Consider the following 20,436-nt stretch of genomic DNA (forward strand, 5'->3'; position numbering starts at 1 on the left):
CTTACCAAAGCCGGAGCAGGTGCCGCGGAAGTGCTGGGCGGCGCGATTTGCCTGCTCGCCGCGCTCTTGGTGTTGCTGCAGGCGCTCATTATCGCGCTGACGCGGGCAGGGCTTGGCGCGGGGTGGTCTTCCCTGCTGGTCGGTGTGGTCGTGGCGGTCCTCGGCGTCATCCTGCTGCGGACCGGGACGGCCAGCATGGCGCCTTCGGAACTTACCCCCGACCGGACCCAGGGACAGCTCAAGCGCGACGCGAGCGCGATTAAGGAACAGGTGAGATGAACGAGAAATCCGCAGCCGAACTTGAACGCGAGGCCGAGGCTGCTCGCGCTCGGGTGATGGAGACCGCCGAATCCATTCGAGGCAAGATGACGCCTGGACAATTGCTGGATGAGTTCACCGGGCTGTTCTCGGGAGGGGAGAGCGCGGCCATGCTCAGCAATCTCAGAACGCAGGTCCGAGACAATCCTTTGCCGGTCACCATGGTGGGCGCAGGTCTGGCCTGGCTGATGTTCGGCAGCGGTACCTCAAACACCGCCCACCGTTCGGCTGGCTATCCATTGCCTTCAGCGCCGGGACGACATGATGTAGCAGGGGAGCGCGGCGGCTTGGGCGGCACGCTCTCCGATGCCGCGGAATCGCTCTCCTCGAGCGCTGCCAGCGTCGGCGACACCATATCGAGCACCGCAAGAGCCGCTGCGGCGGGTCTGACGGGAAGCGCTGCCAATGCAAGCTCGACGACCGGGGACATGGCGGCGAAAGCCAGCCGCTCCGCGCAAGATCTGTTGGAGGATCAACCCTTGGCCGTTGCGGCCGTCGGTCTCGCCATCGGCGCCGCTATAGGTGCAATTCTGCCCCATACCGCAACGGAGGACGAGCAACTAGGCGCCTATGGCGACAAGCTTCGCGATTCCGCCGAAACTTTGCTCGACAGGGGCCTCGATGAGGCCAAGCAGGTCGCCGCCGACGCCTATGAGACCATCAAGCAGGAAGCTGGCCGGCAAGATATGGAAGCAGACACGATAGCCGATCAGCTCGGCGAGATCGTGAAGTCCACAGCAGACAAGACCGAGCATGCCGTGCGCGAACGTATTTCAAATACGCCTCAGCGTCAAACCTAGCCTGATGGTCCTGGATCAGCGATAGACGGTTCCAGAAGGCGTGCATAATAGTCGCGCTGATCGCTGCGCGGGAGCTCGATCATGCCCTTCAAAGCACGTGGAAGATGGGCGGACGGGGACTTAATTCCTGACCACCTTGCAACCTGTCAGATTTTCCGACTGGCCAGCAATCTTGTCAGCCAGTCAGGATCCATTTCGGGAACAGAGGACAAAAGCCGTTCGGTGTAAGCGGCATGCGGAGGTGTGAGAACCACGCTCTTCAATCCCTGCTCGACGACTTTGCCGCCGTGCATGACGACAATCTCGTCTGCTATCGCGCGCACCGTGGCAATGTCATGGGTAATGAAGATGTAGCTCATCCCGAGTTCACGCTGTAGGCGCATCAGAAGCTTGAGGATCTCCTCCTGCACAATTTGGTCGAGCGCGGATGTGATCTCGTCGCAGATGATAAGCTCCGGTTCGGCAGCCAATGCCCGCGCAATGCAGACGCGTTGTTTTTGGCCACCTGATAGCTCGCCAGGTAGACGTTCCAGAAAATCCTCGCTCATCTCGACCATGTGCATAAGTTCGCTTATCCGGCGATCTCTCTGCGCGCCTTTGAGGCCGAGGTAGAATTCGAGTGGCCGCTCTAAGACTTCTTCGACCGTTTGGCGCGGATTAAGGGCGTTGTCGGGCATTTGATAAATCATCTGGACGCGACGCAGGACCTCCTTGGGCCGCGCCTTCAGGCTCTTGGAAAGGAGCTGGCCTGCGAAAGAAATCGAACCCGAACTTGGCGGCAAGAGTCCGGTAACGACTCGAGCGAGCGTCGATTTCCCAGAACCGGATTCGCCGACCACAGCGACTGTTCTTCCGCGCGGAACCTTGATGGAGACATCCTGGAGCACCTTGACCCCTCCGGCATAAGCCGCGGTGACGTTGTCTATCGTCAAGAGATAGTCATCGGCTGGAACTTCGGGCTTGGCGAGCTTGCGGACTGCCCAGAGCGTCCTCGTATATTCCTGGCTGGGGGAGGCCAGCATCTGGCGTGTGTCAGCCACCTCCACGGTAACTCCGTGTCGCAGAACCATGATGCGATCCGCCATTTGCGCCACCACCGCCAGGTCATGCGTTACGTAGATTGCAGCAGTACTGAATTCCTCAACGATGTTGCGAATGGAGGCAAGGACTTCAACCTGCGTGGTCACATCGAGCGCCGTTGTTGGCTCGTCGAATATTATGAGGTCCGGTCGACAAGCCATTGCCATCGCTGTCATGGCCCGTTGCAACTGCCCGCCTGAGACCTGATGAGGATAGCGAAAGCCTATGCTCTCGGGTTCTGGGAGCTGAAGACGCCGATAAAGATCCACGGCGCTCCGGTTCGCCTCTTCCCGGCTGACGATTCCATGCGCCACCGCGGTTTCGATGGTTTGTTCCAAAAGTCGATGTGCCGGATTGAAGGAGGCCGCCGCGCTTTGCGCGACATAGGCAATGCGGGAGCCCCGGAGACGACGGCGCCCCTTTTCATTGACTGCCAGGAGATCAATCCCGTCGAACAGGACCGAGCCCTGTGTGATCCGGCAGCCCGGTTTGGCATAGCCCATTGCGGCAAGGCCAATGGTGGACTTGCCGGCGCCTGACTCGCCGATTAGGCCAAGAACCTCCCCCCGCTTCAGCGTAAGATCGATCCCGCGGACGATGGGATGCCACTGTTCGTCCGAGGATCCCTCCACATGCAGATTGCGGATTTGCAGTAGATCCTTTCCTTTTTCGCGTGAGCCTGGATCGCTACTTTTCATCCCGCAACCCGCTTGTTGCGTGCAGGTACCAGTCCACAACGAAATTTACGGATACGGTAAGAAGAGCTATCGCGCCGGCCGGAAGCAGCGGCGTGACATCGCCGTAAGTGATCAGGGTTGCGTTCTCGCGCACCATTGATCCCCAATCGGCCGTCGGCGGCTGAATACCGACTCCGAGGAACGACAGCGCCGCGACTGTCAGGAACACGAAGCAGAATCGCAAGCCGAACTCGGCGACCAGTGGAGGCATGACATTGGGAAGGATTTCATTGGCGATGATCCATCTCGGTCCCTCGCCGCGCAATCGCGCCACCTCGACATATTCCATCACGGCCACGTTAAGCCCAACGGCGCGAGAAAGCCGAAAGACACGGGTGGAATCGAGAAGCGCAATGATAACAATCAGGCTGGTGATCGACGAGCCGAAGATCGACAGAAGCACCAGCGCGAAGATCAGACTCGGGATCGACATCAGCACGTCCACCGCACGCGACAAGATCTGGTCGAGCCACCCCCTATACAATGCGGCAAGGAGGCCGAGCGACACGCCTACCGCGAAGGAGAGCAATGTAGTCGCGACCGCGATAGCGATGGTGTTGCGCGCACCGTAGATCAAGCGGGTGAGCATGTCGCGGCCGAGCTGGTCGGTTCCCAATTTGAATTCCTGATTCCACGGCGCGAAGGCTTCGCTGAAGACCTGCGTCTCGCCATATGGGGCTATCCAGTGCGCGAAGACCGCAACAAGGACGTAGCCAACGATCACCACGATGCCGAACCATGCACTAAGCGGTGCCTTCTTCAGCGCTGTTGTCGCCCGGCTGGCACGCGAGCGCCTCAGCCTCTGAACCGCCGCGATAGATTGGGATCTGGTCATCGTGGGTGCAAGAGCCTGGGGTTGGTGGCGATGGAAATAATGTCGGCCAGCAGGTTGAGAAGGATGTAGGTCGCGGCGAAAATCAGGGCACAGGCCTGGACAACCGGAACATCCCTGGATTTTACCGCATCAACCATCAGTTGGCCGATCCCGGGATAGACGAAAACGACCTCGACCACGACCACTCCGACGATGAGATATGCCATATTGAACGCCACGACAGTGACGATGGGAGCCCAGGCATTGGGCAGGGCATGCCTCAGCACGATCACCATCGGGGACATTCCCTTGAGGCGCGCCATATCGATGTAGGGGCTTGCGAGCATGTTGATGATGGCCGCTCGGGTCATGCGCATCATGTGGGCCACGATCACGAGTGTAAGGGTGATTGCCGGCAGCGCCACTTTCCAGAGGTGCTCCCAAAATGGGGTCTGATCGTTCACATTCGACAATGTCGGAAATTTGGGAACCGCATTGAGTGCCCAGGTCAGTGAGATACTGAGCCAATGGGGCAGGGATTGAGCGAAATCGGATGCAATGAACGTGTCGCGCGAGATCACCAGGTAGGCGAGCATATAGGCGACGAAAAACTCCGGGAACGAAATAGTTGTCAGTGTCACGGCATTCACCAGCCGGTCGAACCAGCCGTTGCGGTACAGCGCGGCGAGAATGCCAAGCCCAAGCGCCAGCGGAACCGCTATCAGCGCGGTCACCGCTGCAAGAAACATCGTATTGTAGAGGCGTGGCGCGATGATCTCGGCCACGGTACGCCGATATCCGGTGCGGCTCGCGAACGAAGAGCCGAAGTCGCCGTGAAGCATTTGCGCGACCCAGACGAAATAGCGCTCGACAGGCGGACGATCGATGCCGATTTCCCGCTGAAAGGCGGCGACCGTTTCGGGCGTCGCCGACTGCCCGAGCGTGGCCTTGGCGAAGTCGCCCGGAAGCATCGCGATGGCAGAGAAGATGATGATGGACACGATGAACAAAGTGACCAGGCCGAGGCCAAGGCGCTGCACAACCGTTCTTGCGACGGGGTTCATGTGAGTGCCGTCTCCCTTTGGGCGGCAGTCCTGCACTCGGAGCAAGCCGACCGGAGCCTCACAACCATCGTGGCCCCGGCCGCCTTTTCATGCCGTGGCGATCCACCAGCGTTCGGCCATTTTCAGTCCATCGTTCTCCCAGTTGGGCGCCACTTCGCCATGTGCGAGCTTTTTGGATTGGGCGCTGACGAAATTGTTGAAGACCAGCACGATGCTGCCGCCATCGTCGTGGGTTAGTTGCTGCATCTCGGCATACATTCCCGCTCGCTTGGCCTCGTCCGTCTCGGCCCGCGCCTTAACAAGCAATTCGTTGAAATGGGGATTTTTCCAGAACGACTCATTCCAGCTGGAGTCCGCGGCGAAGGCTTGCGTGAACATCCAGTCGGCCGTCGCTCGACCGCTCCAATAGGATGCGCACCAGGGTTTCTTGAGCCAGATATTGTCCCAATAAGCGTCCTCGGCCTCCCGCACGACATTGACGTCGATGCCGCATTGGGCTGCCGTCTCGCGAATGAGCGAAGCCGCATCCACCGCGCCTGCAAAAGCGGCATCGGCGACCGAGAGATCCACCTTCAGGTTCTCCATTCCGGCCTTTTTCAGGTAGTGCTTGGCTTTTTCCGGATCGAAGTTGTGTTGCGGTTGCGGATCCTTGGCGAATTTGATCGCTGGCGCGATCGGGTTGTCGTTAGCCACGGTGGCGTGGCCGAGAAAGATCTTGTCGACGATTTCTTGGCGATTGATCGCCCATTTCAATGCCGTTCGCACGTCTGGATTATCAAACGGCGCCATCGCGGCATTCATCGGCAAGGTATAATGTCCGTAGCCGGTGACCTCGACGATTTCCACCTTCGGATTGCGTTTCAACATGCCGAGGGTCTTGAGGTCGGCGCGGCCGATATAGTCCACCTCGCCCGTCGACAAGGCCGCCATGCGAGCGGCAAGATCAGTGATGGCGATGAATTCCACCTCGTCGAGATAGGGCTTGCCGTTTTTGAAGTAGTTTGGATTGCGCTTGAGTTTCGCCGAAACGCCGGGCTGGAAATTCTCAAGGAGGAAAGCGCCGGTGCGAACCCCTGAAGCCCAGTCCGCCTTGCCGTCCTTGGCTGGCATGATGACCAGATGGTAGTCACTCATGATGTAAGGGAAATCGGCGTTGCCGCTCTTGAGCGTGAAGACCACCGTTTCCGGGCCGTCGGCCTTGATCCCGGCGACGGACTCCAACAGCGACTTCGCCGCCGATTTTGTGTCCTTGCCCATGTGATATTGCAATGACGTCACGACGTCATCCGCCGTCACAGTCTTGCCGTTGTGGAAGGTTGCGCCTTTGCGCAGCTTGAAGGCCCAGGTCTTGGCCCCATCCGAAGATTCGAAGCTCTCGGCGAGGTCCGGTTGGACATTGCCTTTGGCGTCGACCTCAGTGAGGCTGTTGGATAGCGAGCCCGAAAACGCGGTTTGTGTGAACGTATCGGGGTAGCCGGCCGGATCGATTGAATCCGTCGTCGCGCCATGAGCCATGCCGAGCTTGGCGAAGCCGCCGTGCATCGGTTCGGCACGCGCCCTGGCGACGAAGAGCGTGTCGGCGGCGGCGACCGTCAGGCCTGCGGCTATCCCAAGATGAATGAAGTCGCGGCGGGAAACTTTGCTGCCACCGACCAGGCTTTGCGCGAGACCAAGCTTGTATTCAGATTCTGACATTTGACTCTCCCATTGCGGAGTTCTCCGCGTTATTTTTTCAAGCACCTGCGAACAAATCTGCTAGTTGGCTTCGGCCATCTTTCTTCGAATTTTTCCAATCCCAATCGGCTTTTGGGCCAATCAGGCCGTCACATAGATGCTGCCGGCTTCGACGGTGACTGGAAATGTGCGAGCGCGAATGGACGGATCGACCAAGGCTTCACCTGACTTGATGTCGAATTCCCAGCCATGCCAGGCGCATCGAACGATCTCGTTTTCGCGATGATAGATGAATTGCGCTTGTTCAACGGGCGCGGTTGTCCCGCATTGCGGTCCCTCGCAAAGTGGAGCGCCGCGGTGCGGACAGACATTCAGCAGCGCGTGGAATGAATCTCCGATGCGGAAAATCCCGACCGAAAGGCTGCGGATCTTGGCGATAAACGGAGATCCTGTTTCGATCTCGTGGACGCGGCAGATATATGTCTTCTCGGGCATCGTATGGTTCCTCAGGCAGCATTCGCGGCTTGCGCACGGGGGATGCGTTTGTAGACTTCCAACGCATTCAGTCCCATGATCTTGCTCTTCCAGGCAGGAGGGATTTGCAGCGTGTTGGCATCGTCGTAATCCCAGTGCGGATAGTCCGACGCAAACATCAGCGTGTTTTCCCCGTCCATCGCTTCGAGCGTGGACCAGAGATGTTGGATGTTTGCAGGTTGCTCCAGCGGCTGCGTGGAAAAGCGGATGTTGCGCCGGCAATATTCCGATGGCAGCATCTTCAGCCATGGCGTCTCTTTACGCAGCGCTTTGTAGTCGGCATCCAGGCGCCACAGGACCGACGGAACCCAGGCGACACCGCACTCGATGATCACGAAGTAGAGGTCCGGCCACTTCTCGAAGACGCCATGGGCGATCATGCTTGCCACGTGCGACATCGCGGACATGTGCAAAATGGCATGCGTTTCCCAGAAGAATGTCGTGGGCGCAGGCGCAATGGCAGTTGAATTCACGCCGCCATGCCCGCCCAGATGTATGGCGAACGGCAACCCTACTTCAGCGCAAGCTTCGTAGATCGGATGGTAGAACGGGTCTCCATACGGCTTGACGGACCCTTGGGAAGCGAGAACCTGGACCATACGCGGATGACTGCCCAGACGGCGTATCTCGGCGGCAGCGAGCTTCGGATCCTGTGGTGCGATGATGATCGAACCCATGAAACGATCGTCTTTCGGCAGCCATTGGTTGATCTGATAGTCATTGTAGGCGCTGACCAGGGCGCTGGCATAGTAAGGATTGGCGAGGGTCGACGCCTCGATCGGCTCATCGCCGGTGAGGATCGCCACGTCGACTTTGTACTTGTCGAGGTGCTTCTCTTTCATGATGAGATAATTGTCGGCTTCCGTCTTCGGACGGACGTCCTTGCGGGAGAAGTCCTGCGGATGAAACCAGGGGCGATGGCCATGCGGAAATGCGCCGACTGGACCTGTTTTCTCGCCCTCGGTGAACATGTCTTTCCACAAGCCGGAAAGGTATGGCGTCAACACGGTGGCGCTTGACCAGTAATTGTGACAGTCGCAATCAACTATGAACACTTTGTTCCGCTCCGTGGCCCGTCCCGGCGGTGCGCCGGCCGATGATCTGGTGCAGCTTCCCCCTTGAGTATTGTTTGATCAAGCTTATGGTAGGCAGGAACATGATCGAATTTTTCGATCGGGATTTCCATGCAGCTTGATCACATCGAAACCTTTCTCGACATCATCGAATCGAGAAATTTCAATCGCACCGCAGATCGGTTGGGCTTAACCCAATCGACAATCAGCACCCGCATCAAGAACCTGGAGAGCGCAATCGGATCTGAACTGTTCCAACGCGGACGCGCCGGGGCAGAGCCGACTGCCGCAGGGCGCCGGTTCGAAGCCTACGCAAGATCTCTGGTATCCACTTGGTCGCAGGCTCGCCACGATGTCCGGGCCTTCAACCGTTTCGAAGGCACCTTGCGCGTTGCCGCCCAAGTGGGCATGACCCGCTCAGTCCTGCCCGGGTGGGTCGAAACCCTGTGCCAAGCACTTCCGAAGTCCTCAATCCATGTCGAGTCGGATTATTCGAACCAGATGGTCAGCGACCTCAGCATGGGAAACCTGGATATCGCGGTGCTTTATGCCCCCCGCTACTTGCCTGAGATCGCATACGAGCACCTGATGGTCGAGGAATATTTAATGGTTTCGACTGCCGCCAGAAACCTGTCGGACGTCGATCCCGACACCTACATCCGCCCAGGCTACACCGTCGTGCTGGAGAAAACGCACGCAGAGATGCTGGCTCAATTGGCGATCTGCCGACTTTCGACCGGATCGGAAGCTCTGGCGGAGATCATGCTCCGGCGAACGGGCGGCACTTGCTACATGCGCAGCGATGATGCGCGCAGGTTTACCGGTGAGATTCCATCGTTCCTGGTCGAAGGAGCGCCGACCTTGCACCAGCCAGTCCATACGGCGATACTGGCACGCCGCAAACACGAACCGATCATTCGCAAAGGCATCCGTGCTCTCCATCTCGCTGTTATGTCGCTGGAGGTTTAATCGATATTCCCGATCATAACGCTGGGATAATATTGCTGTTCAGCGGGGTAAGAACTGGCATGTTCGCTCGACCTAACGCCGAGCCGCACGATGAATGCATACGCCTCCATCCAAGCCTCAGATGTCGTGCCCACCATGCGTCAGCGGCGATGGGCACAAAAGACGCGAGATATAGTGCTCTGCCGTCGCGTGATAGACGAGACGCACGATGTGAAAACATTTGTTCTCACATCTGCCGCTGGTCGGATGTTCTGCTTCAGCGCGGGCCAGTATGTTCTCGTGCACCTCAGGATCAACGGCGCCACAATAACGCGCGCCTACTCGGTATCGTCACCGCCGACGCGACCGCTTGATCTTCAGATCACCGTGAAGCGAACGCAGGGCGGGCTCACTTCCAACTGGATCCATGACCATTTGACGCCGGGCAGCGAGATCGAGATCGAAGGGCCGCTCGGTTCGTTCAATCTGGATAAATTGCCGTCGGAGAAACCTGTTTTCCTTTCGGGCGGGAGCGGCGTGACTCCGACCATGTCAATGCTGCGTGCGCTTACAGACCGCGCAGACGACAGGGAGATCCGCTTCATTCACAGCGCGAAAACCCCAGGCGACATCATCTTCCGAGCGGAACTGGAAGCACTTGCCGCTCGCTTTCCCAATGTTCAAGTGACTTTGGTTTGCGGCCAGGGAGGTCCCGCTTGGACGGGTTCAACCGGCCGAATTGATGGTCGGATGCTGCTGAGCCTGGTTCCCGATCTTCACAAGCGCACCGTTTTTGCCTGTGGGCCCGAAGGATACATGAAGACGGCACGCGCCTGCCTTGATGCAATAGGCTTCCCGCCGGCGCAGTATCACGAGGAGAGTTTCGGAGGCAGCAATGGTTCTCGGTCGGAATTGGGCTTGGCGATTTCGTCTTCGGTCCGTTTTGTCCGCTCGGGTGTGGAGCATCGCTGCGCGCCCGGAGAGACCCTGCTGGACGCGGCGCGGAACTGTGGCATCTACATCCCAACCGCCTGCCAGCAGGGCGTTTGCGGAACGTGCCGAATAGCCAAACTATCCGGCGAGGTTACCATGGACGATTTGGGCGGACTGAATGCTAAAGAGAAATCTGCCGGCTATGTCCTGGCATGTTGCAGCCGCCCGCGAGGGACGGTTTTGCTCGATGCTTAGCTCGGCGTTGTTGACTGTTGGAAGATTCCGTCGGCGCACGCATCGGCGTCAGGGTCTAACCCAACGGCTCGACGCTCGAAGCTGTCAGTCCGTTATCGGCCCCCAAATGAGACGTTGGAAGCATTGAGGGCAGGGGACAGTTCGTGGCGCAAACGAGATAGCAGCTCCGAGTAGTCATCGCTGTTCGCGAAACGGTCGATTTCTGGACATCGCAATGTCGGGTATGGACTAACGCGCTATCTCGGCTCGAGGACCCATTCAGGTACGCGCCTGACATTAGGTATTGAGCATAGATCCGTGCGTCCCGGAAAGCGGACGCGGCACGATCCGGGTTAGGCGAGTAAGATACGCTCGATGACGGCGGCGCGCGCGGGAACGTCGCAACCAAGGATGAAGCTGTTGCTGGAGTCGAGCGGGCATTCACGCGGCCATGCCGGAGCAGATCGGCGCTACGACGGCCCAGCAGCCTTTGTCGCGGGGGGTTGTGTGCGTCAAGTTCTGCAAAATGGGGCAACCATGATGCTGGTCCTGCGGCTTGGCGCAGAGCGACCAGCGATCGCCATTTCCGATGCCAGCGCCTAAGCCTTTTATGAGACCTAAGCGCAGCTTGCCGGCCGCAGCATGGTCCCAATTTGGGACGAATAGTTTGGCACCCATATTGCACCCACATCTTTCGCCGGCTGATCCCCGGTCCTGATCGCGTACTCTGATCAGGTGTAAGGCTCGCCGGGCTCGAGGTTGTTGGGGTCTTCGCCCGGCGAGTTGTCTGCCAATGCGCAGTCACAGCCACATGGTGACGCCATACTCCGAAATGCCGCAAGCATTCCGCGGTTGTGCATCGCCCGACCAAGGTCGATCGGTATGGGACTTCAGTCGCGCTAAAGGGCGATACGGTCTGCGACTCCGGATTTTTTGCTAGATTTCAGAGGGTTACAAAGCGCTTCGCAGTCGTCAGTCGCTCATTGCAACAAGCATTTATCTAAAGTTCATTCAGTCGAATTAGGAAACTCTTATAAGCCGCTCTATAACGAATCGGCGAGGTGGCTATTCGCCTGAGGAGGTACCATGACATCCCGAAAAACCCTTTTGGCGGCGCTTGCCGCGCTTGCGCTAGTGACCGCTCCTGCTTTCGCTGGTGCGGGTGGAAACGGTGGTGGTCACGGCAATGGTGGTGGTCACGGCAATGGTGGTGGTCACGGCAATGGTGGTGGTCACGGCAATGGCGGTGGTCACGGCAATAGCGGCAAGTCCGGCAACAGCGGCGGGAAGTCCGGCAACAGCGCTTCGCACGGCAAGTCGGCATCGGCTCACGCCGGAAAGAAGGCCTCGGGCGAAGACCAGGTCGCCGTCGACGACATTGAGGTCGCCGCGACGCCTAAGGACAAGAACATTCACGCCAAGCTTGGCCGGCTGAACTCGCTGCAGCGCAACATCAACGCTTATATGAACTCCAAGAGCAAGAAATTCGGCGGCATTCAGGCTTATGTGACAGCTTCGGCTGCCGCCAAGGGCGCCCAAGCCGCGGTAGATGCCGCCCAAGCGGAAGTCGACGCGTTGAACGCCAAATTGAACGACCCGAATACTCCGGCCGACCAAGTCCCGACCCAGGAGCAGATCGATGCAGCGCAGGCGGCGCTCGATGCTGCCAATATAGCGGCGGCCGATGCTGCTGCCGCCGTCCCATCGCTGGATGACGCGCTCGCCGATATGGCCAACAAGCCGGTCGACGCCGAGGTCACCGAATGGGCCAACAGCGTGCTTGCCGAGAAGATCGACGAGATGGCTTCCAAACAGGATCCTGCGCCAACGCCGTAAGACCGGTCACCGCTGAAACGACCCTAGTCGAACGTGCAAGCCGCCGGGTCACACCCCCGGCGGCAGGGAGACGACGAGCTTGCCACCTTTTCTCCTCTTTGAGGGCGACCCCTAAACAAGCGGAGTCGCTACCGACGCGTAGGAACAAAAGTGCCGAAATACCGTGTTGAGGAGATCGCAGCCGATGCCGTGACGGCCACCCACACCGTCAACGCGAAAACTCCGATCAGGGCGGCGCGCGAAGCGGCGGAACGCGAGGTCATTCTACGCCCGGCCACATCTTCGAATACAGCTCAGCCTGTAGGGCGGTCCATACCCGGCTGGCCGCGGCTCACGCTGGTTTCTTGAAACGCACCATGCCGTCGACCTCGATGCGCAAGTTCGACTATTGACCCGGACCAGGGTTCTCTCGGTCTGTTTGAGCGAGGGGGGAAGCAATACGATTTCCTGGGCGTGCCGCTTGAGGCGTTTGTCGCGTTCAAATCTGCCCCACCAAGGGCCGCTATTCAACAATCACATCCGCAACCAACTATGCATTCCGGCTCGCCCAAGAAAAGGCTGCAGGCTCCTTGGACGATTAAGGGAGGTTCTTTCAGAAAAACGGCCCGCGCTGATCGAAGGGCGCGGGCCGGTCCGTTGCCGCCGGTCGGCAGCGGGAGGCATCCATTCCGGCCGGTGCAAACCAGCCCCTCCCGCCACAATTAGCAACCTTCGGCAGTCGTTTTCATCTGTCCAGGGGCTGCGGACTTGGCACTGGTGTCATCCTGTTGACCAGGAGCGGCCTGCTTAGCACTGCCACTCTGCTGGCCGGGCGCACAGTCCTTCGCTGAGTTCGAATTGGTCGACTTCGTTGTGGTCGAATCTGTGTTGTTATCTGTCGTCGGCATCGTTGTGGTAGTGGAGGAGCCACTCGACGTCGTCCCTGTTGTCCCTGTCGTCCCCGCGAACGCAAGCCCGCTGGAAAGAGCCATCATGGCAGTGGCAAAAAGAAGCCGTTTCATTCTTCATCTCCTAATGGCAAGTAATGTCCCTTCCATTCGATAACGGGGGATGCGAAGGATCGGTTCCAACGCGACCTTGTCTTGACCGGCAGCTTTGGGGCGGCCGTTAGCGGACTGGCAGCCTTCACACGGCGGATCTTCGGTAGCTGACATTCCGGCTAGCGCGGACATCGCCTTCCCCATGGGCAGAAATTAGTCTCCTGGGGCCCGCCCACGTTTCTCTCAAGCCACCGATTTCATGGCCGACAGGTTATCACGATGTGTCTGAAGGTGGAGAAGCTGATCGTCGCCGCTTGGTTGTGCAGCCCTTCAGCCGTGGGCCAACCTCCGAACACCCTTGAAAAAGAACTTGAAGTCGTCCCGCACCAGAGCGAACGTCTTCGGATGATCGGGATAACACGGCGGTCACGAGACACCTGTTCCCGCGTCTTTTGCTCGCTCGCCGGCGCAGCGGCAAATTGATCATAGACGGTACTAAGTGGTCTTGCTGCTCCGGCATCTCGCCGTGAGGAAGAAATGACGCTGAGGATGCCCAACTGTCGTCGGGTCCGCTGGCCGCGCTTATGGGTCACGCCGCAGGCGTTGCAATCCCTTCTAAAGCGATGATCCTGGTGTTAGCGGAACGTTTGCGGATCTCGATCAGCCGGGCGTATTCCGGCGAATTATACCAGCCCATCAATGACGCCATGTCGGGGAATTCGACAATGACCAGTCGGTGTGGATCCCAATCACCTTCCAAAACCTTGGTGGCGCCACCGCGGCCCAGGTACCGCCCACCGTACCGCTCTTCGGTAGCGGGAACGTCCCGCCGATATTCCTCGAACAAGGCAGCGTCTTTTACGTCTACATCCGCTATCAGATAGGCAGCCATCTGTGTTTCCTCCTTAGACCCCGCTCGCCCTCCTCGGCTTCGGCGTCGTCGGTCCGCACCCTAACGACGATCTCCGTGGCGACATCCAGCGCCAGCGCGCTTTTCGATGATTGTTGGCGCTGCCACGGCTTTCCTTCTTTCGCATGGTTCGCAAAGATTAGCATGATCGCTGCTCTCGTGTCTGGCGGTCTCCCTCAAAGCGTCATCGAGCGCCCTTCAGATGAGACACCGCCGTCTCGACAGGTAGGCTCGGCAGGGTTCGGTATTTCTTCGGTTCTTTTCAACCAAAGCTTGTCGAAAAGCGCGAATGAATAGGAAATATGCAACCTGAAAGATGATAAAAATCAGCAAGGTCCATGCAAGGGACTTCCAGAACGAATCGGTTGCTAGGTAAGTCCAGGTCGCTACCACGGTCGACGTGGCAAACATCCCAATCAGTAATCGCGGAAAAAACATCATGTTCAATGCCGCCCATAGCTGGACCGACCGGTCTCACGTCTACTCCCCAGAAGAACGTAAGGTTTCACTAAATTAGTAATTGCGCAAGCACCAATGGCCAGAACCAAACCTTCCGAACAGCTTTCCCGGGCTGAAATCGAGCGCTTCCTGGCGGCAGCCGAAGCGCTGCACAAGAGCATATTCGGGTCGCTGTGCGTACCACAGCGAGCATGCCAAGCTCTGTGAGGTCCATCGACCCCTTTTGAAGGCGATCGAGAACATCACCGGCCACAAGGCGCAGTTCATCCAAAGGAACGGGACAGGGCCGTCTCAGCCGCGCGGGAGCCGTCTGGCTAGCCGCCGGTCAAGTCCTATAAGCTCGGATGCGAAGCTTCGCTTCTCTTCCCGCAGGGTATTGCGATGCATTTTAAGCGCTTGAGTTTGCCGACGGTCTTCTCGAAGCGTACACTTTAATACCTGGGGTGGCGAAGCCCGCCAGCCGAGTGGTTGCCCTCCGCTCGCAGCCAACCGGCTCCGTGGCTCGGTGAATGGCTAGCACTGTCGCAGCAGTCCTCCGAACGCAGCCCGCCATGGCGGTGGCCGGCTTAGCAGTCTGATGCCCCCTCGCGGGCGAGATTGTCCACGTCGAGCGGATTGCTGACCAGTTTCAGCGCGCCGTCCGGGTTGCGCGGCCATTCCGCTTCCGGGCGATCCCAATAGAGTTCTACCCCGTTGCCGGGGATCGCGCACATAGATCGCCTCCGAGCCGCCATGGTCATTCGCGCCGGTGAGCGTCACCCCTCTGCTCGCAGGCGGCGCAGCGCAGCCGCCACCGCCGCCCGTGTCGGATAGAGAAAGGCGACATGGTGTAGGCCCGTCGTGCCAATCGGGGGCGCGGCGCCGCCGCGGCTTTTCCAGTTAGTGAGCGCCAGATGATGGTGATATCCGCCCGCCGCGAGAAAGGCAGCCTCCTCGCTTAGCGACATGGTGACGCCGAACCCGAGGGCACCGCAATAAAAGGCTAGCGATCGCTCGATGTCGGCGACGTTGAGATGGACGTGACCGACCCGAACGCGCGGGTTGATGGCATATTTTTCGACGACGCTGGCGGCGTCATTGGGATTGATCGATTGATCGTTCATGGCCTCCGCTCCCCTGCTGGCGATTTCCACAAGCGAAATCATCGCGCAAATGCATTGCCCGGAAAATATGAGATGACTGGAATGAGCATCCCGTTTTCTGCATAATCCGGGAATGCGCATCGACGAGATATGTGTCTTCATCAACGTCCTCGAGGCAGGGAGCTTTGCCGGCGCGGCGCGCCGTCTCGGCATGCCTGCAACGACAGTGAGCGCCAAGGTCGCGGCCCTGGAGCGACGGCTCGGGCTCTCGTTGATCCAGCGCACGACCAGAAAGCTGCGCGCTACGCCCAAGGGCCAAGCCTATTTCGAGCGGTGTCGCATCGCGCTGCGAGAAATCGAGACCGTCGAAGCTGAGCTTCGCGCAGAGTCGGCGGGGATGGACGGACAGCTTCGGCTGACGGCGTCAGTGGATATCGCGCAGACGCTTCTACCGCCTGTTATTGCAGCGTTCCGTAAGGCTTATCCGGCGGTCGCCGTTGATCTCGTCGTCACCGACCGCGTTGCCGATCTCGTCGCCGACGGCATCGACCTCGCCGTGCGCGTCGGCCCGTTGCGCGATTCCAGCCTGATCTCACGCGCTTTCGTGACGGGTCCTTCAGGACACTTCCAAGGCCTACCTCGGCCGCCGGGGCACACCTGTCTCACTGGAGCAACTCGAACATCACGATCTAATCGCCCTCAGCAAGGCATGGGCGCGACCGCTGCCGATGCTGGCGGGCGACCGGAAGATCGGTGTTGACCTGACAGGGGGCCTCACCTGCGATGATCTGCTAACGGTGAGGGCGCTCGTGGCGATAGGATTGGGCATCAGCTTTCTTCCAGGCTATCTCGCCCATCAGCTCGATCTGGTGCGGGTACTCCCCGAACTGCGTTCACCGTTTACCGGCCTAGTCTTTGCTTATCCGGCACAGAAGTGGGCGCAACGACACCGGTCGCACCTGGTGCAGATGTTCGACAGCTCCGTGGTGCGCGGTCATGTCTCGGCGGTAGGGGCAAAAGGGCCTAGGCGATAAGATAGGTATTGCCCTGCGGAATCGGGTGGGATTCTAACTGCGATGACACACGAATTGCTTGCAGACGACGGTTGGGCCGAGACGATTGAGCTTCTCGGCGGCGAAGATTTGCTTACGCGGAGCGCCCGCGAGACGAAGGCGTTCCTGCGTCCGCAGGGCGTTCAATCGGCGCCCGATTTGTTGCGCCTGACGCGCGGCGGCTTCTCGACCAAAATCCATCTGAAGACACCTAACGCGTTCATTGGACAGCGACCCATTACTTGGCCCGCCGGCTCATGTTGGCGGGCTTTTTTGCGTCAGTCGGGAACAACCTCGCTCTGAGGCTGTTCGGTCACACCCGGCTCGTTCTTCAGCGATTCCTGCCGGTGACCAAGATGTCCTCTCCACTCGTCATGGTCGGCCCGCGCAGCCTCGGAAGCAGGCGCGGGCCTCATTCGCCGTCATTGCTGTGTGCTCGGTGCGCAACCGCTTCTTTGAATGCGCGTGCTGCTGCATCGCAAGCGACACGTGAGGAGCCGTTCACGGACAGGATGATTTCGGCTGCCTTCACGGTCAAACCGTGTTTTTCGGCGAACTCTGCGGCTGTGTATGCGAGTTTTGTTTTTTCGCTACTCCGCATTTCTGACTCCATAGATCTCTTGCGCCTCGTGCAAGCTCTGTCGGGCCTGTTGCAGTGATCGATGCAAGTTCGCCAGCAATTCGTCGGCGTCGGCCGTCGGACTGCCTTCGTGATCCAGTAAGCCGACGATAATATCCTGCTTGGAAACGATGCTCTCGTTGTGAACGAGTTGGCCCATAAAATATATGAGCCGGCTCTGTGCCGGTGTGGGCATGGGCCTTCTCCCTGGTCGGGCGAAAGCCTGATGATCGCTCCCAAGCGCCTCGTGCCTGTTTGTTTTTGATTTTTCGAGGCGACCGCAGCAGTGTGCGCTCGTTAGCAGGCCATGGCAACCGGCCAGGCAATTGCAGCATCCACGCTGCGCACGCCGCCCTGACCGCGCGTGCCGGCCCCTGGCGTCGCTCGGCCGCTACTTCAGTGTTTCCGGTTGACAATCGTGGTCGGCGCACCGCATTTTCGCATTGAGGGACAAACGTGGGGAACCCTGCATGAAGAAGCCTTATCAGAAGCCGGAACTAAAGAAGCGCGAGAAGCTCTCGGCCGTAACGGCTGTGTGCACGCCATCAACCTGCACCGATGAGTGAGAACCTTTAGGCCCAAGGCGCTTTGCCGAAATTCGCTAGAGAGGGACTGCAGTGAAGAAAGAATACAGCAAGCCAGTACTGACCAAACGTGGGCGTCTCAGCGCAGTGACGGCGCAATTGGCACCCAGTGTTGAACCCAGAGGAGCCTAGGCAAACCCCTGCAACAAAGCCAGTTGGCTTCGGCGGCGGGCTTTTCCGCTTCCAGGCGCCGAAACTTATCTTCGCGTGCCTGTCACAACGAGCCATGCGGTTTCCGTGCTCGGTCTCCGCACTTCAGGGTCGCTGAACCCTGCCTCTCGCAAGGCAGCAATGACCTCATCCGGCTCGCGAGGTGTAAAAATATCGGCCGGCATGTTCATCCGGTCCATATGTGCCTTCGGGAGGAAGCCAAGCACGACGCGACCGCCTGGTTTGAGGACGCGATGGAGCTCTGCGGATCCAGCTCTAAGGCTTTGCCAGAAGTACACTGTGTGGACGCTGAGAGCCTTGTCGAATGTGCTATCCGGCAAGGGCAAGTCCTCGACTAGCCCGGTTCGGAACTCGGCTCGTCCGACGCGCACTGCATCGGCGAACCGGTGGGAGGCAGCGTTCACGACATCCTGCGAGCGGTCAACACCGCAAACGAATGCTGCCTCACGGATAAGTTGCGGCAGTAAAACTGCGCCGCCGAAACCGACCTCCACGGCACGATCTACCGGGACCAGGTGCACTTGATCGAGAGCGTAGCCGTTGAGCCGGGCATTGCCCCGGTTCATTCCGGCCCGGACCAGCCAGCCGCCGGTTCGGTCGGCCAGGACAGTGGTTTCGCTATAAATCGTGGCGCCATCCGATCCCACCCATATTCGGGTCATCTAGCCACCATGCGCCTAGAAGCGGCCGCCCCGCAAACGCTGCTTCGATAGCGATGACCAGTTGGGTTGTGCTGCGCTCTTAGGCGTCGCATTCCAGCGGCTGGTGGTCCGGTTGCTCGTGCCACATCACCTGGCGGAAGTCGCGACGGTCTACCTTTTGCGCGCAAATGGGGCGCGCATAGAAATGCTCTTCCCAGTCAGGTCATGTGGCTTGCCGGGGATGGGCGGTCCGAGGTTGGCTATTCTGGCCGTGCCCGACCGAACCCGTCGTAGCGCAAAACTTCTGCAAGGCGTGCCCGTTGTCCGATCGCCCGCTCGCATTTTTTGTACCATATATTCGCGGCTTCCATTAGCATCCCCTCATGGCAACTCTGCGGTACGGCGTAAGGCGGGAACCGGATGGGACGTGGACGGTGTTCGACGTGTTCACCGGGCTGCCGGCTATTGTAGCGGGCCACCCATCTGTCGACCTTCCCGACATGGAGTATGCCGAAGAGCTGGCGGCCATCCTGAATGCCAACGACCTGAAGCAGAGGCTATCTCAAGGGAGGTTCCCCGGAGGGTTCGCCTGACTGAAGTGGCATTAGCCCCCGTTGTATGCCCATCCAGGATGGTTCGTCCGATCCGAGCAAGCATTTGTTATTGATCTACCGACTACGACGGTCTTAAATCGACTTGCCATTGCGTTTCGTAGGGAGGATGTGATGAGCAACGTGGTGTCAATTCGCAAGGCCACGCCTCGCGTGGAAGTGGTCGGAGCCAGTGGCGAATGGGTCGTCCGCATCATAGAGACCGACCAGGAAATTACACGCTCATTCGGCCTGGAATCGTTTGCGCTGTCCTTCGCTGAAGGCCAGCGGATACGGCTACATCTCGACAAGGTTGTGCGGCTTCAGGACCCTCCTGCGGCTAGGTAACCTCAGTACCTGGACGGTGTTGGACGATTCCATGGCTGGTGAGATGCTTGCGGTGTGACGTCTCTCGTCCGCCGGACGCAAGGGCGGCGGGCACCTTTTGAATTGACAAGGCGCGGGCTGATTGACAACCTTTGGCTGTAAATGCGCTTTGCCTCAAATTTCCACTGGAGGGACTGCATGAAGAAAGAATACAGCAAGCCAGTACTGACCAAACGTGGGCGTCTGAGCGCAGTGACTGCGCAGTTGGCACCCAGTGTTGAACCGCGATCCACATCCTAAGCAAACCACGGCCCTGCAACAAAAGCCCGCTGGCTTCGGTCGGCGGGTTTTGTTCTGACGCGTGGTAGGAACCGGCGATGAGGCTGTTCCTCGTCGCACTCGTTGTTTTGTCTTTGATGGCCGTCGGCTTCTGGCTGGCGGCCCAGTTGTTCCTGCCTCACTGATCGAGCTCCAGCGGCTCATGATCTGGTTGCTCGTGCCACATGACCTGGCGGAAGTCGCGCTTGTCGACCTGCTGGCCGCAGATCGGGCATGGGTGAAATCGATCGTGCCCGTCCTGCGGTTGGTGTGGCTTGCCGGGCTTAGGCGGTCCAAGGTCGGCTATTCTGGTCATGCTCGAACGAACACGATTTCGCGGCAAAAGTTCCTTCAGTTGCTCTTCTCAGTTGGTGAAAGACATCGCACCAAAAGCGATAGTCATCTGGTCGACCGTCGAAATGAGCCTCCAAAGCGCACTGCGCCACGGCGGTCGCCGCTTCCAACCCGTAGAGATCGACCGCAGATTGAGCGGCCTGATCTCGGTACATGCGAGGCGAGGAGGAATTGCAGCGCACCTATTTCGTCTGGCAGGTCGGACTTCATCGAATCGGAATGGAGTTTTTAGACATTCGTTTATCTATTCGTGGTTTCTAATACATATGGCATCCAACGCGTTCACCCGGATTTGGTTTGCTTT

Annotated in this window: 22 protein-coding genes and 1 pseudogene; 10 read left to right on the forward strand and 13 right to left on the reverse strand. The window is 59.0% G+C overall.

The genetic code is table 11. The features are described from left to right. Positions 1-279, forward strand: a 279-nt coding sequence (locus NKI05_RS30890; RefSeq protein ID WP_352794067.1) for a phage holin family protein, incomplete at its 5' end; no start/stop codon positions are given. A 56-nt stretch (positions 280-335) separates the two neighbouring features. Further along, positions 336-1,118: a hypothetical protein gene (locus NKI05_RS30895; RefSeq protein ID WP_352794069.1), complete on the forward strand. Its 783-nt coding sequence runs from the start codon at positions 336-338 to the stop codon at positions 1,116-1,118. A 146-nt stretch (positions 1,119-1,264) separates the two neighbouring features. Here NKI05_RS30895 and NKI05_RS30900 read toward each other — a convergent pair whose 3' ends face one another. The 6 genes from NKI05_RS30900 to NKI05_RS30925 all read right to left on the reverse strand — a co-directional run bounded on the left by NKI05_RS30900 (position 1,265) and on the right by NKI05_RS30925 (position 8,076). After that, complete coding sequence (locus tag NKI05_RS30900; protein ID WP_023686074.1) at positions 1,265-2,896, reverse strand: ABC transporter ATP-binding protein; 1,632 nt, start codon at positions 2,894-2,896, stop codon at positions 1,265-1,267. Then, positions 2,886-3,770 carry an ABC transporter permease gene (locus tag NKI05_RS30905; RefSeq protein WP_023673827.1) on the reverse strand — a complete coding sequence of 295 codons (885 nt, stop codon included), beginning with the start codon at positions 3,768-3,770 and terminating at the stop codon, positions 2,886-2,888. The genes NKI05_RS30900 and NKI05_RS30905 overlap by 11 nt, the downstream gene beginning before the upstream one ends. Continuing rightward, complete coding sequence (locus tag NKI05_RS30910; protein WP_352794072.1) at positions 3,767-4,813, reverse strand: ABC transporter permease; 1,047 nt, start codon at positions 4,811-4,813, stop codon at positions 3,767-3,769. The genes NKI05_RS30905 and NKI05_RS30910 overlap by 4 nt, the downstream gene beginning before the upstream one ends. Before the next feature lie 87 nt (positions 4,814-4,900). Continuing rightward, on the reverse strand, positions 4,901-6,508 hold the full coding sequence (locus NKI05_RS30915; protein ID WP_023690447.1) for an ABC transporter substrate-binding protein: 1,608 nt from the start codon (positions 6,506-6,508) through the stop codon (positions 4,901-4,903). 120 nt (positions 6,509-6,628) lie between these two features. Beyond that, positions 6,629-6,982: a Rieske (2Fe-2S) protein gene (locus NKI05_RS30920; protein ID WP_023690448.1), complete on the reverse strand. Its 354-nt coding sequence runs from the start codon at positions 6,980-6,982 to the stop codon at positions 6,629-6,631. Positions 6,983-6,993: 11 nt separating this feature from the next. Further along, entirely contained in the window at positions 6,994-8,076 is a 1,083-nt protein-coding gene (locus tag NKI05_RS30925) for an amidohydrolase family protein (RefSeq protein ID WP_031194312.1), read from the reverse strand. A gap of 129 nt (positions 8,077-8,205) precedes the next feature. Here NKI05_RS30925 and NKI05_RS30930 point away from each other — a divergent pair, with 129 nt between their 5' ends. From NKI05_RS30930 to NKI05_RS30940, 3 genes are all read left to right on the forward strand, one after another. Then, positions 8,206-9,063, forward strand: a complete 858-nt coding sequence (locus NKI05_RS30930) for a LysR family transcriptional regulator (protein WP_023690450.1) — start codon at positions 8,206-8,208, stop codon at positions 9,061-9,063. Positions 9,064-9,273: 210 nt separating this feature from the next. After that, complete coding sequence (locus tag NKI05_RS30935) at positions 9,274-10,230, forward strand: FAD-binding oxidoreductase (protein WP_198027084.1); 957 nt, start codon at positions 9,274-9,276, stop codon at positions 10,228-10,230. 1,065 nt (positions 10,231-11,295) lie between these two features. After that, a complete protein-coding gene (locus NKI05_RS30940) occupies positions 11,296-12,045 on the forward strand; it encodes a hypothetical protein (protein ID WP_352794076.1) in 750 nt (249 codons plus the stop codon). Positions 12,046-13,614: 1,569 nt separating this feature from the next. On the opposite strand, the gene NKI05_RS30945 is transcribed toward NKI05_RS30940, so the two are convergent. The 3 genes and pseudogenes from NKI05_RS30945 to NKI05_RS30950 all read right to left on the reverse strand — a co-directional run bounded on the left by NKI05_RS30945 (position 13,615) and on the right by NKI05_RS30950 (position 15,497). Next, on the reverse strand, positions 13,615-13,917 hold the full coding sequence (locus NKI05_RS30945) for a DUF1330 domain-containing protein (protein WP_023670645.1): 303 nt from the start codon (positions 13,915-13,917) through the stop codon (positions 13,615-13,617). Between the two features lie 216 nt (positions 13,918-14,133). Further along, complete coding sequence (locus tag NKI05_RS32320) at positions 14,134-14,376, reverse strand: exopolysaccharide production repressor protein (RefSeq protein WP_502898781.1); 243 nt, start codon at positions 14,374-14,376, stop codon at positions 14,134-14,136. Positions 14,377-14,960: 584 nt separating this feature from the next. Further along, positions 14,961-15,497 (reverse strand): annotated as a pseudogene (locus NKI05_RS30950) (VOC family protein). Between the two features lie 112 nt (positions 15,498-15,609). On the opposite strand from NKI05_RS30950, the gene NKI05_RS30955 reads away from it, so the two are divergent. The 3 genes from NKI05_RS30955 to NKI05_RS30965 are packed head-to-tail and all read left to right on the forward strand — an operon-like array spanning position 15,610 to position 16,831. Beyond that, positions 15,610-16,236 carry a LysR family transcriptional regulator gene (locus NKI05_RS30955; protein WP_023690457.1) on the forward strand — a complete coding sequence of 209 codons (627 nt, stop codon included), beginning with the start codon at positions 15,610-15,612 and terminating at the stop codon, positions 16,234-16,236. After that, positions 16,142-16,510, forward strand: a complete 369-nt coding sequence (locus tag NKI05_RS30960; RefSeq protein ID WP_084013112.1) for a LysR substrate-binding domain-containing protein — start codon at positions 16,142-16,144, stop codon at positions 16,508-16,510. Before NKI05_RS30955 ends, NKI05_RS30960 begins: the two co-directional genes overlap by 95 nt. A 42-nt stretch (positions 16,511-16,552) precedes the next feature. Beyond that, the gene (locus NKI05_RS30965; protein ID WP_023670652.1) at positions 16,553-16,831 is read left to right on the forward strand and encodes a hypothetical protein; all 279 of its coding nucleotides are present in this window, start codon (positions 16,553-16,555) and stop codon (positions 16,829-16,831) included. Positions 16,832-16,940: 109 nt separating this feature from the next. On the opposite strand, the gene NKI05_RS30970 is transcribed toward NKI05_RS30965, so the two are convergent. From NKI05_RS30970 to NKI05_RS30980, 3 genes are all read right to left on the reverse strand, one after another. Continuing rightward, positions 16,941-17,129 (reverse strand): hypothetical protein, encoded by a 189-nt coding sequence (locus NKI05_RS30970; RefSeq protein ID WP_245261925.1) that lies wholly within the window; start codon positions 17,127-17,129, stop codon positions 16,941-16,943. Next, complete coding sequence (locus tag NKI05_RS30975) at positions 17,119-17,343, reverse strand: hypothetical protein (RefSeq protein ID WP_023690459.1); 225 nt, start codon at positions 17,341-17,343, stop codon at positions 17,119-17,121. Before NKI05_RS30975 ends, NKI05_RS30970 begins: the two co-directional genes overlap by 11 nt. Before the next feature lie 585 nt (positions 17,344-17,928). After that, positions 17,929-18,564, reverse strand: coding sequence for a class I SAM-dependent methyltransferase (locus NKI05_RS30980; RefSeq protein WP_023670654.1), 636 nt, complete (start codon positions 18,562-18,564; stop codon positions 17,929-17,931). Positions 18,565-18,926: 362 nt separating this feature from the next. Here NKI05_RS30980 and NKI05_RS30985 point away from each other — a divergent pair, with 362 nt between their 5' ends. Together NKI05_RS30985 and NKI05_RS30990 are read left to right on the forward strand one after the other, a co-directional pair. Next, positions 18,927-19,136, forward strand: a complete 210-nt coding sequence (locus NKI05_RS30985; RefSeq protein ID WP_023694061.1) for a hypothetical protein — start codon at positions 18,927-18,929, stop codon at positions 19,134-19,136. 132 nt (positions 19,137-19,268) lie between these two features. Further along, positions 19,269-19,481, forward strand: coding sequence for a hypothetical protein (locus NKI05_RS30990; RefSeq protein ID WP_023690461.1), 213 nt, complete (start codon positions 19,269-19,271; stop codon positions 19,479-19,481). A gap of 581 nt (positions 19,482-20,062) precedes the next feature. On the opposite strand, the gene NKI05_RS32325 is transcribed toward NKI05_RS30990, so the two are convergent. Then, the gene (locus tag NKI05_RS32325) at positions 20,063-20,287 is read right to left on the reverse strand and encodes a Y4oE-related protein (protein WP_084013115.1); all 225 of its coding nucleotides are present in this window, start codon (positions 20,285-20,287) and stop codon (positions 20,063-20,065) included. Positions 20,288-20,436: the final 149 nt, after the last annotated feature.

Origin of the sequence: Mesorhizobium sp. M0771 (genome assembly GCF_040320155.1) — a bacterium.
GTDB lineage: Bacteria > Pseudomonadota > Alphaproteobacteria > Rhizobiales > Rhizobiaceae > Mesorhizobium.

Excerpts from the sequence above, each read along its gene's own strand:
- NKI05_RS30975 (WP_023690459.1), bottom strand. The coding sequence starts at position 17,343 with ATGCCCACACCGGCACAGAGCCGGCTCATATATTTTATGGGCCAACTC.
- NKI05_RS30970 (WP_245261925.1), bottom strand. The coding sequence starts at position 17,129 with ATGCGGAGTAGCGAAAAAACAAAACTCGCATACACAGCCGCAGAGTTC.
- NKI05_RS30915 (WP_023690447.1), bottom strand. The coding sequence starts at position 6,508 with ATGTCAGAATCTGAATACAAGCTTGGTCTCGCGCAAAGCCTGGTCGGT.
- NKI05_RS32325 (WP_084013115.1), bottom strand. The coding sequence starts at position 20,287 with ATGTACCGAGATCAGGCCGCTCAATCTGCGGTCGATCTCTACGGGTTG.
- NKI05_RS30940 (WP_352794076.1), top strand. The coding sequence starts at position 11,296 with ATGACATCCCGAAAAACCCTTTTGGCGGCGCTTGCCGCGCTTGCGCTA.
- NKI05_RS30895 (WP_352794069.1), top strand. The coding sequence starts at position 336 with ATGGAGACCGCCGAATCCATTCGAGGCAAGATGACGCCTGGACAATTG.
- NKI05_RS30965 (WP_023670652.1), top strand. The coding sequence starts at position 16,553 with ATGACACACGAATTGCTTGCAGACGACGGTTGGGCCGAGACGATTGAG.
- NKI05_RS30985 (WP_023694061.1), top strand. The coding sequence starts at position 18,927 with ATGGCAACTCTGCGGTACGGCGTAAGGCGGGAACCGGATGGGACGTGG.
- NKI05_RS30910 (WP_352794072.1), bottom strand. The coding sequence starts at position 4,813 with ATGAACCCCGTCGCAAGAACGGTTGTGCAGCGCCTTGGCCTCGGCCTG.
- NKI05_RS30955 (WP_023690457.1), top strand. The coding sequence starts at position 15,610 with ATGCGCATCGACGAGATATGTGTCTTCATCAACGTCCTCGAGGCAGGG.
- NKI05_RS30905 (WP_023673827.1), bottom strand. The coding sequence starts at position 3,770 with ATGACCAGATCCCAATCTATCGCGGCGGTTCAGAGGCTGAGGCGCTCG.
- NKI05_RS30980 (WP_023670654.1), bottom strand. The coding sequence starts at position 18,564 with ATGACCCGAATATGGGTGGGATCGGATGGCGCCACGATTTATAGCGAA.
- NKI05_RS30900 (WP_023686074.1), bottom strand. The coding sequence starts at position 2,896 with ATGAAAAGTAGCGATCCAGGCTCACGCGAAAAAGGAAAGGATCTACTG.
- NKI05_RS30990 (WP_023690461.1), top strand. The coding sequence starts at position 19,269 with ATGAGCAACGTGGTGTCAATTCGCAAGGCCACGCCTCGCGTGGAAGTG.
- NKI05_RS32320 (WP_502898781.1), bottom strand. The coding sequence starts at position 14,376 with ATGATGTTTTTTCCGCGATTACTGATTGGGATGTTTGCCACGTCGACC.
- NKI05_RS30930 (WP_023690450.1), top strand. The coding sequence starts at position 8,206 with ATGCAGCTTGATCACATCGAAACCTTTCTCGACATCATCGAATCGAGA.
- NKI05_RS30920 (WP_023690448.1), bottom strand. The coding sequence starts at position 6,982 with ATGCCCGAGAAGACATATATCTGCCGCGTCCACGAGATCGAAACAGGA.
- NKI05_RS30945 (WP_023670645.1), bottom strand. The coding sequence starts at position 13,917 with ATGGCTGCCTATCTGATAGCGGATGTAGACGTAAAAGACGCTGCCTTG.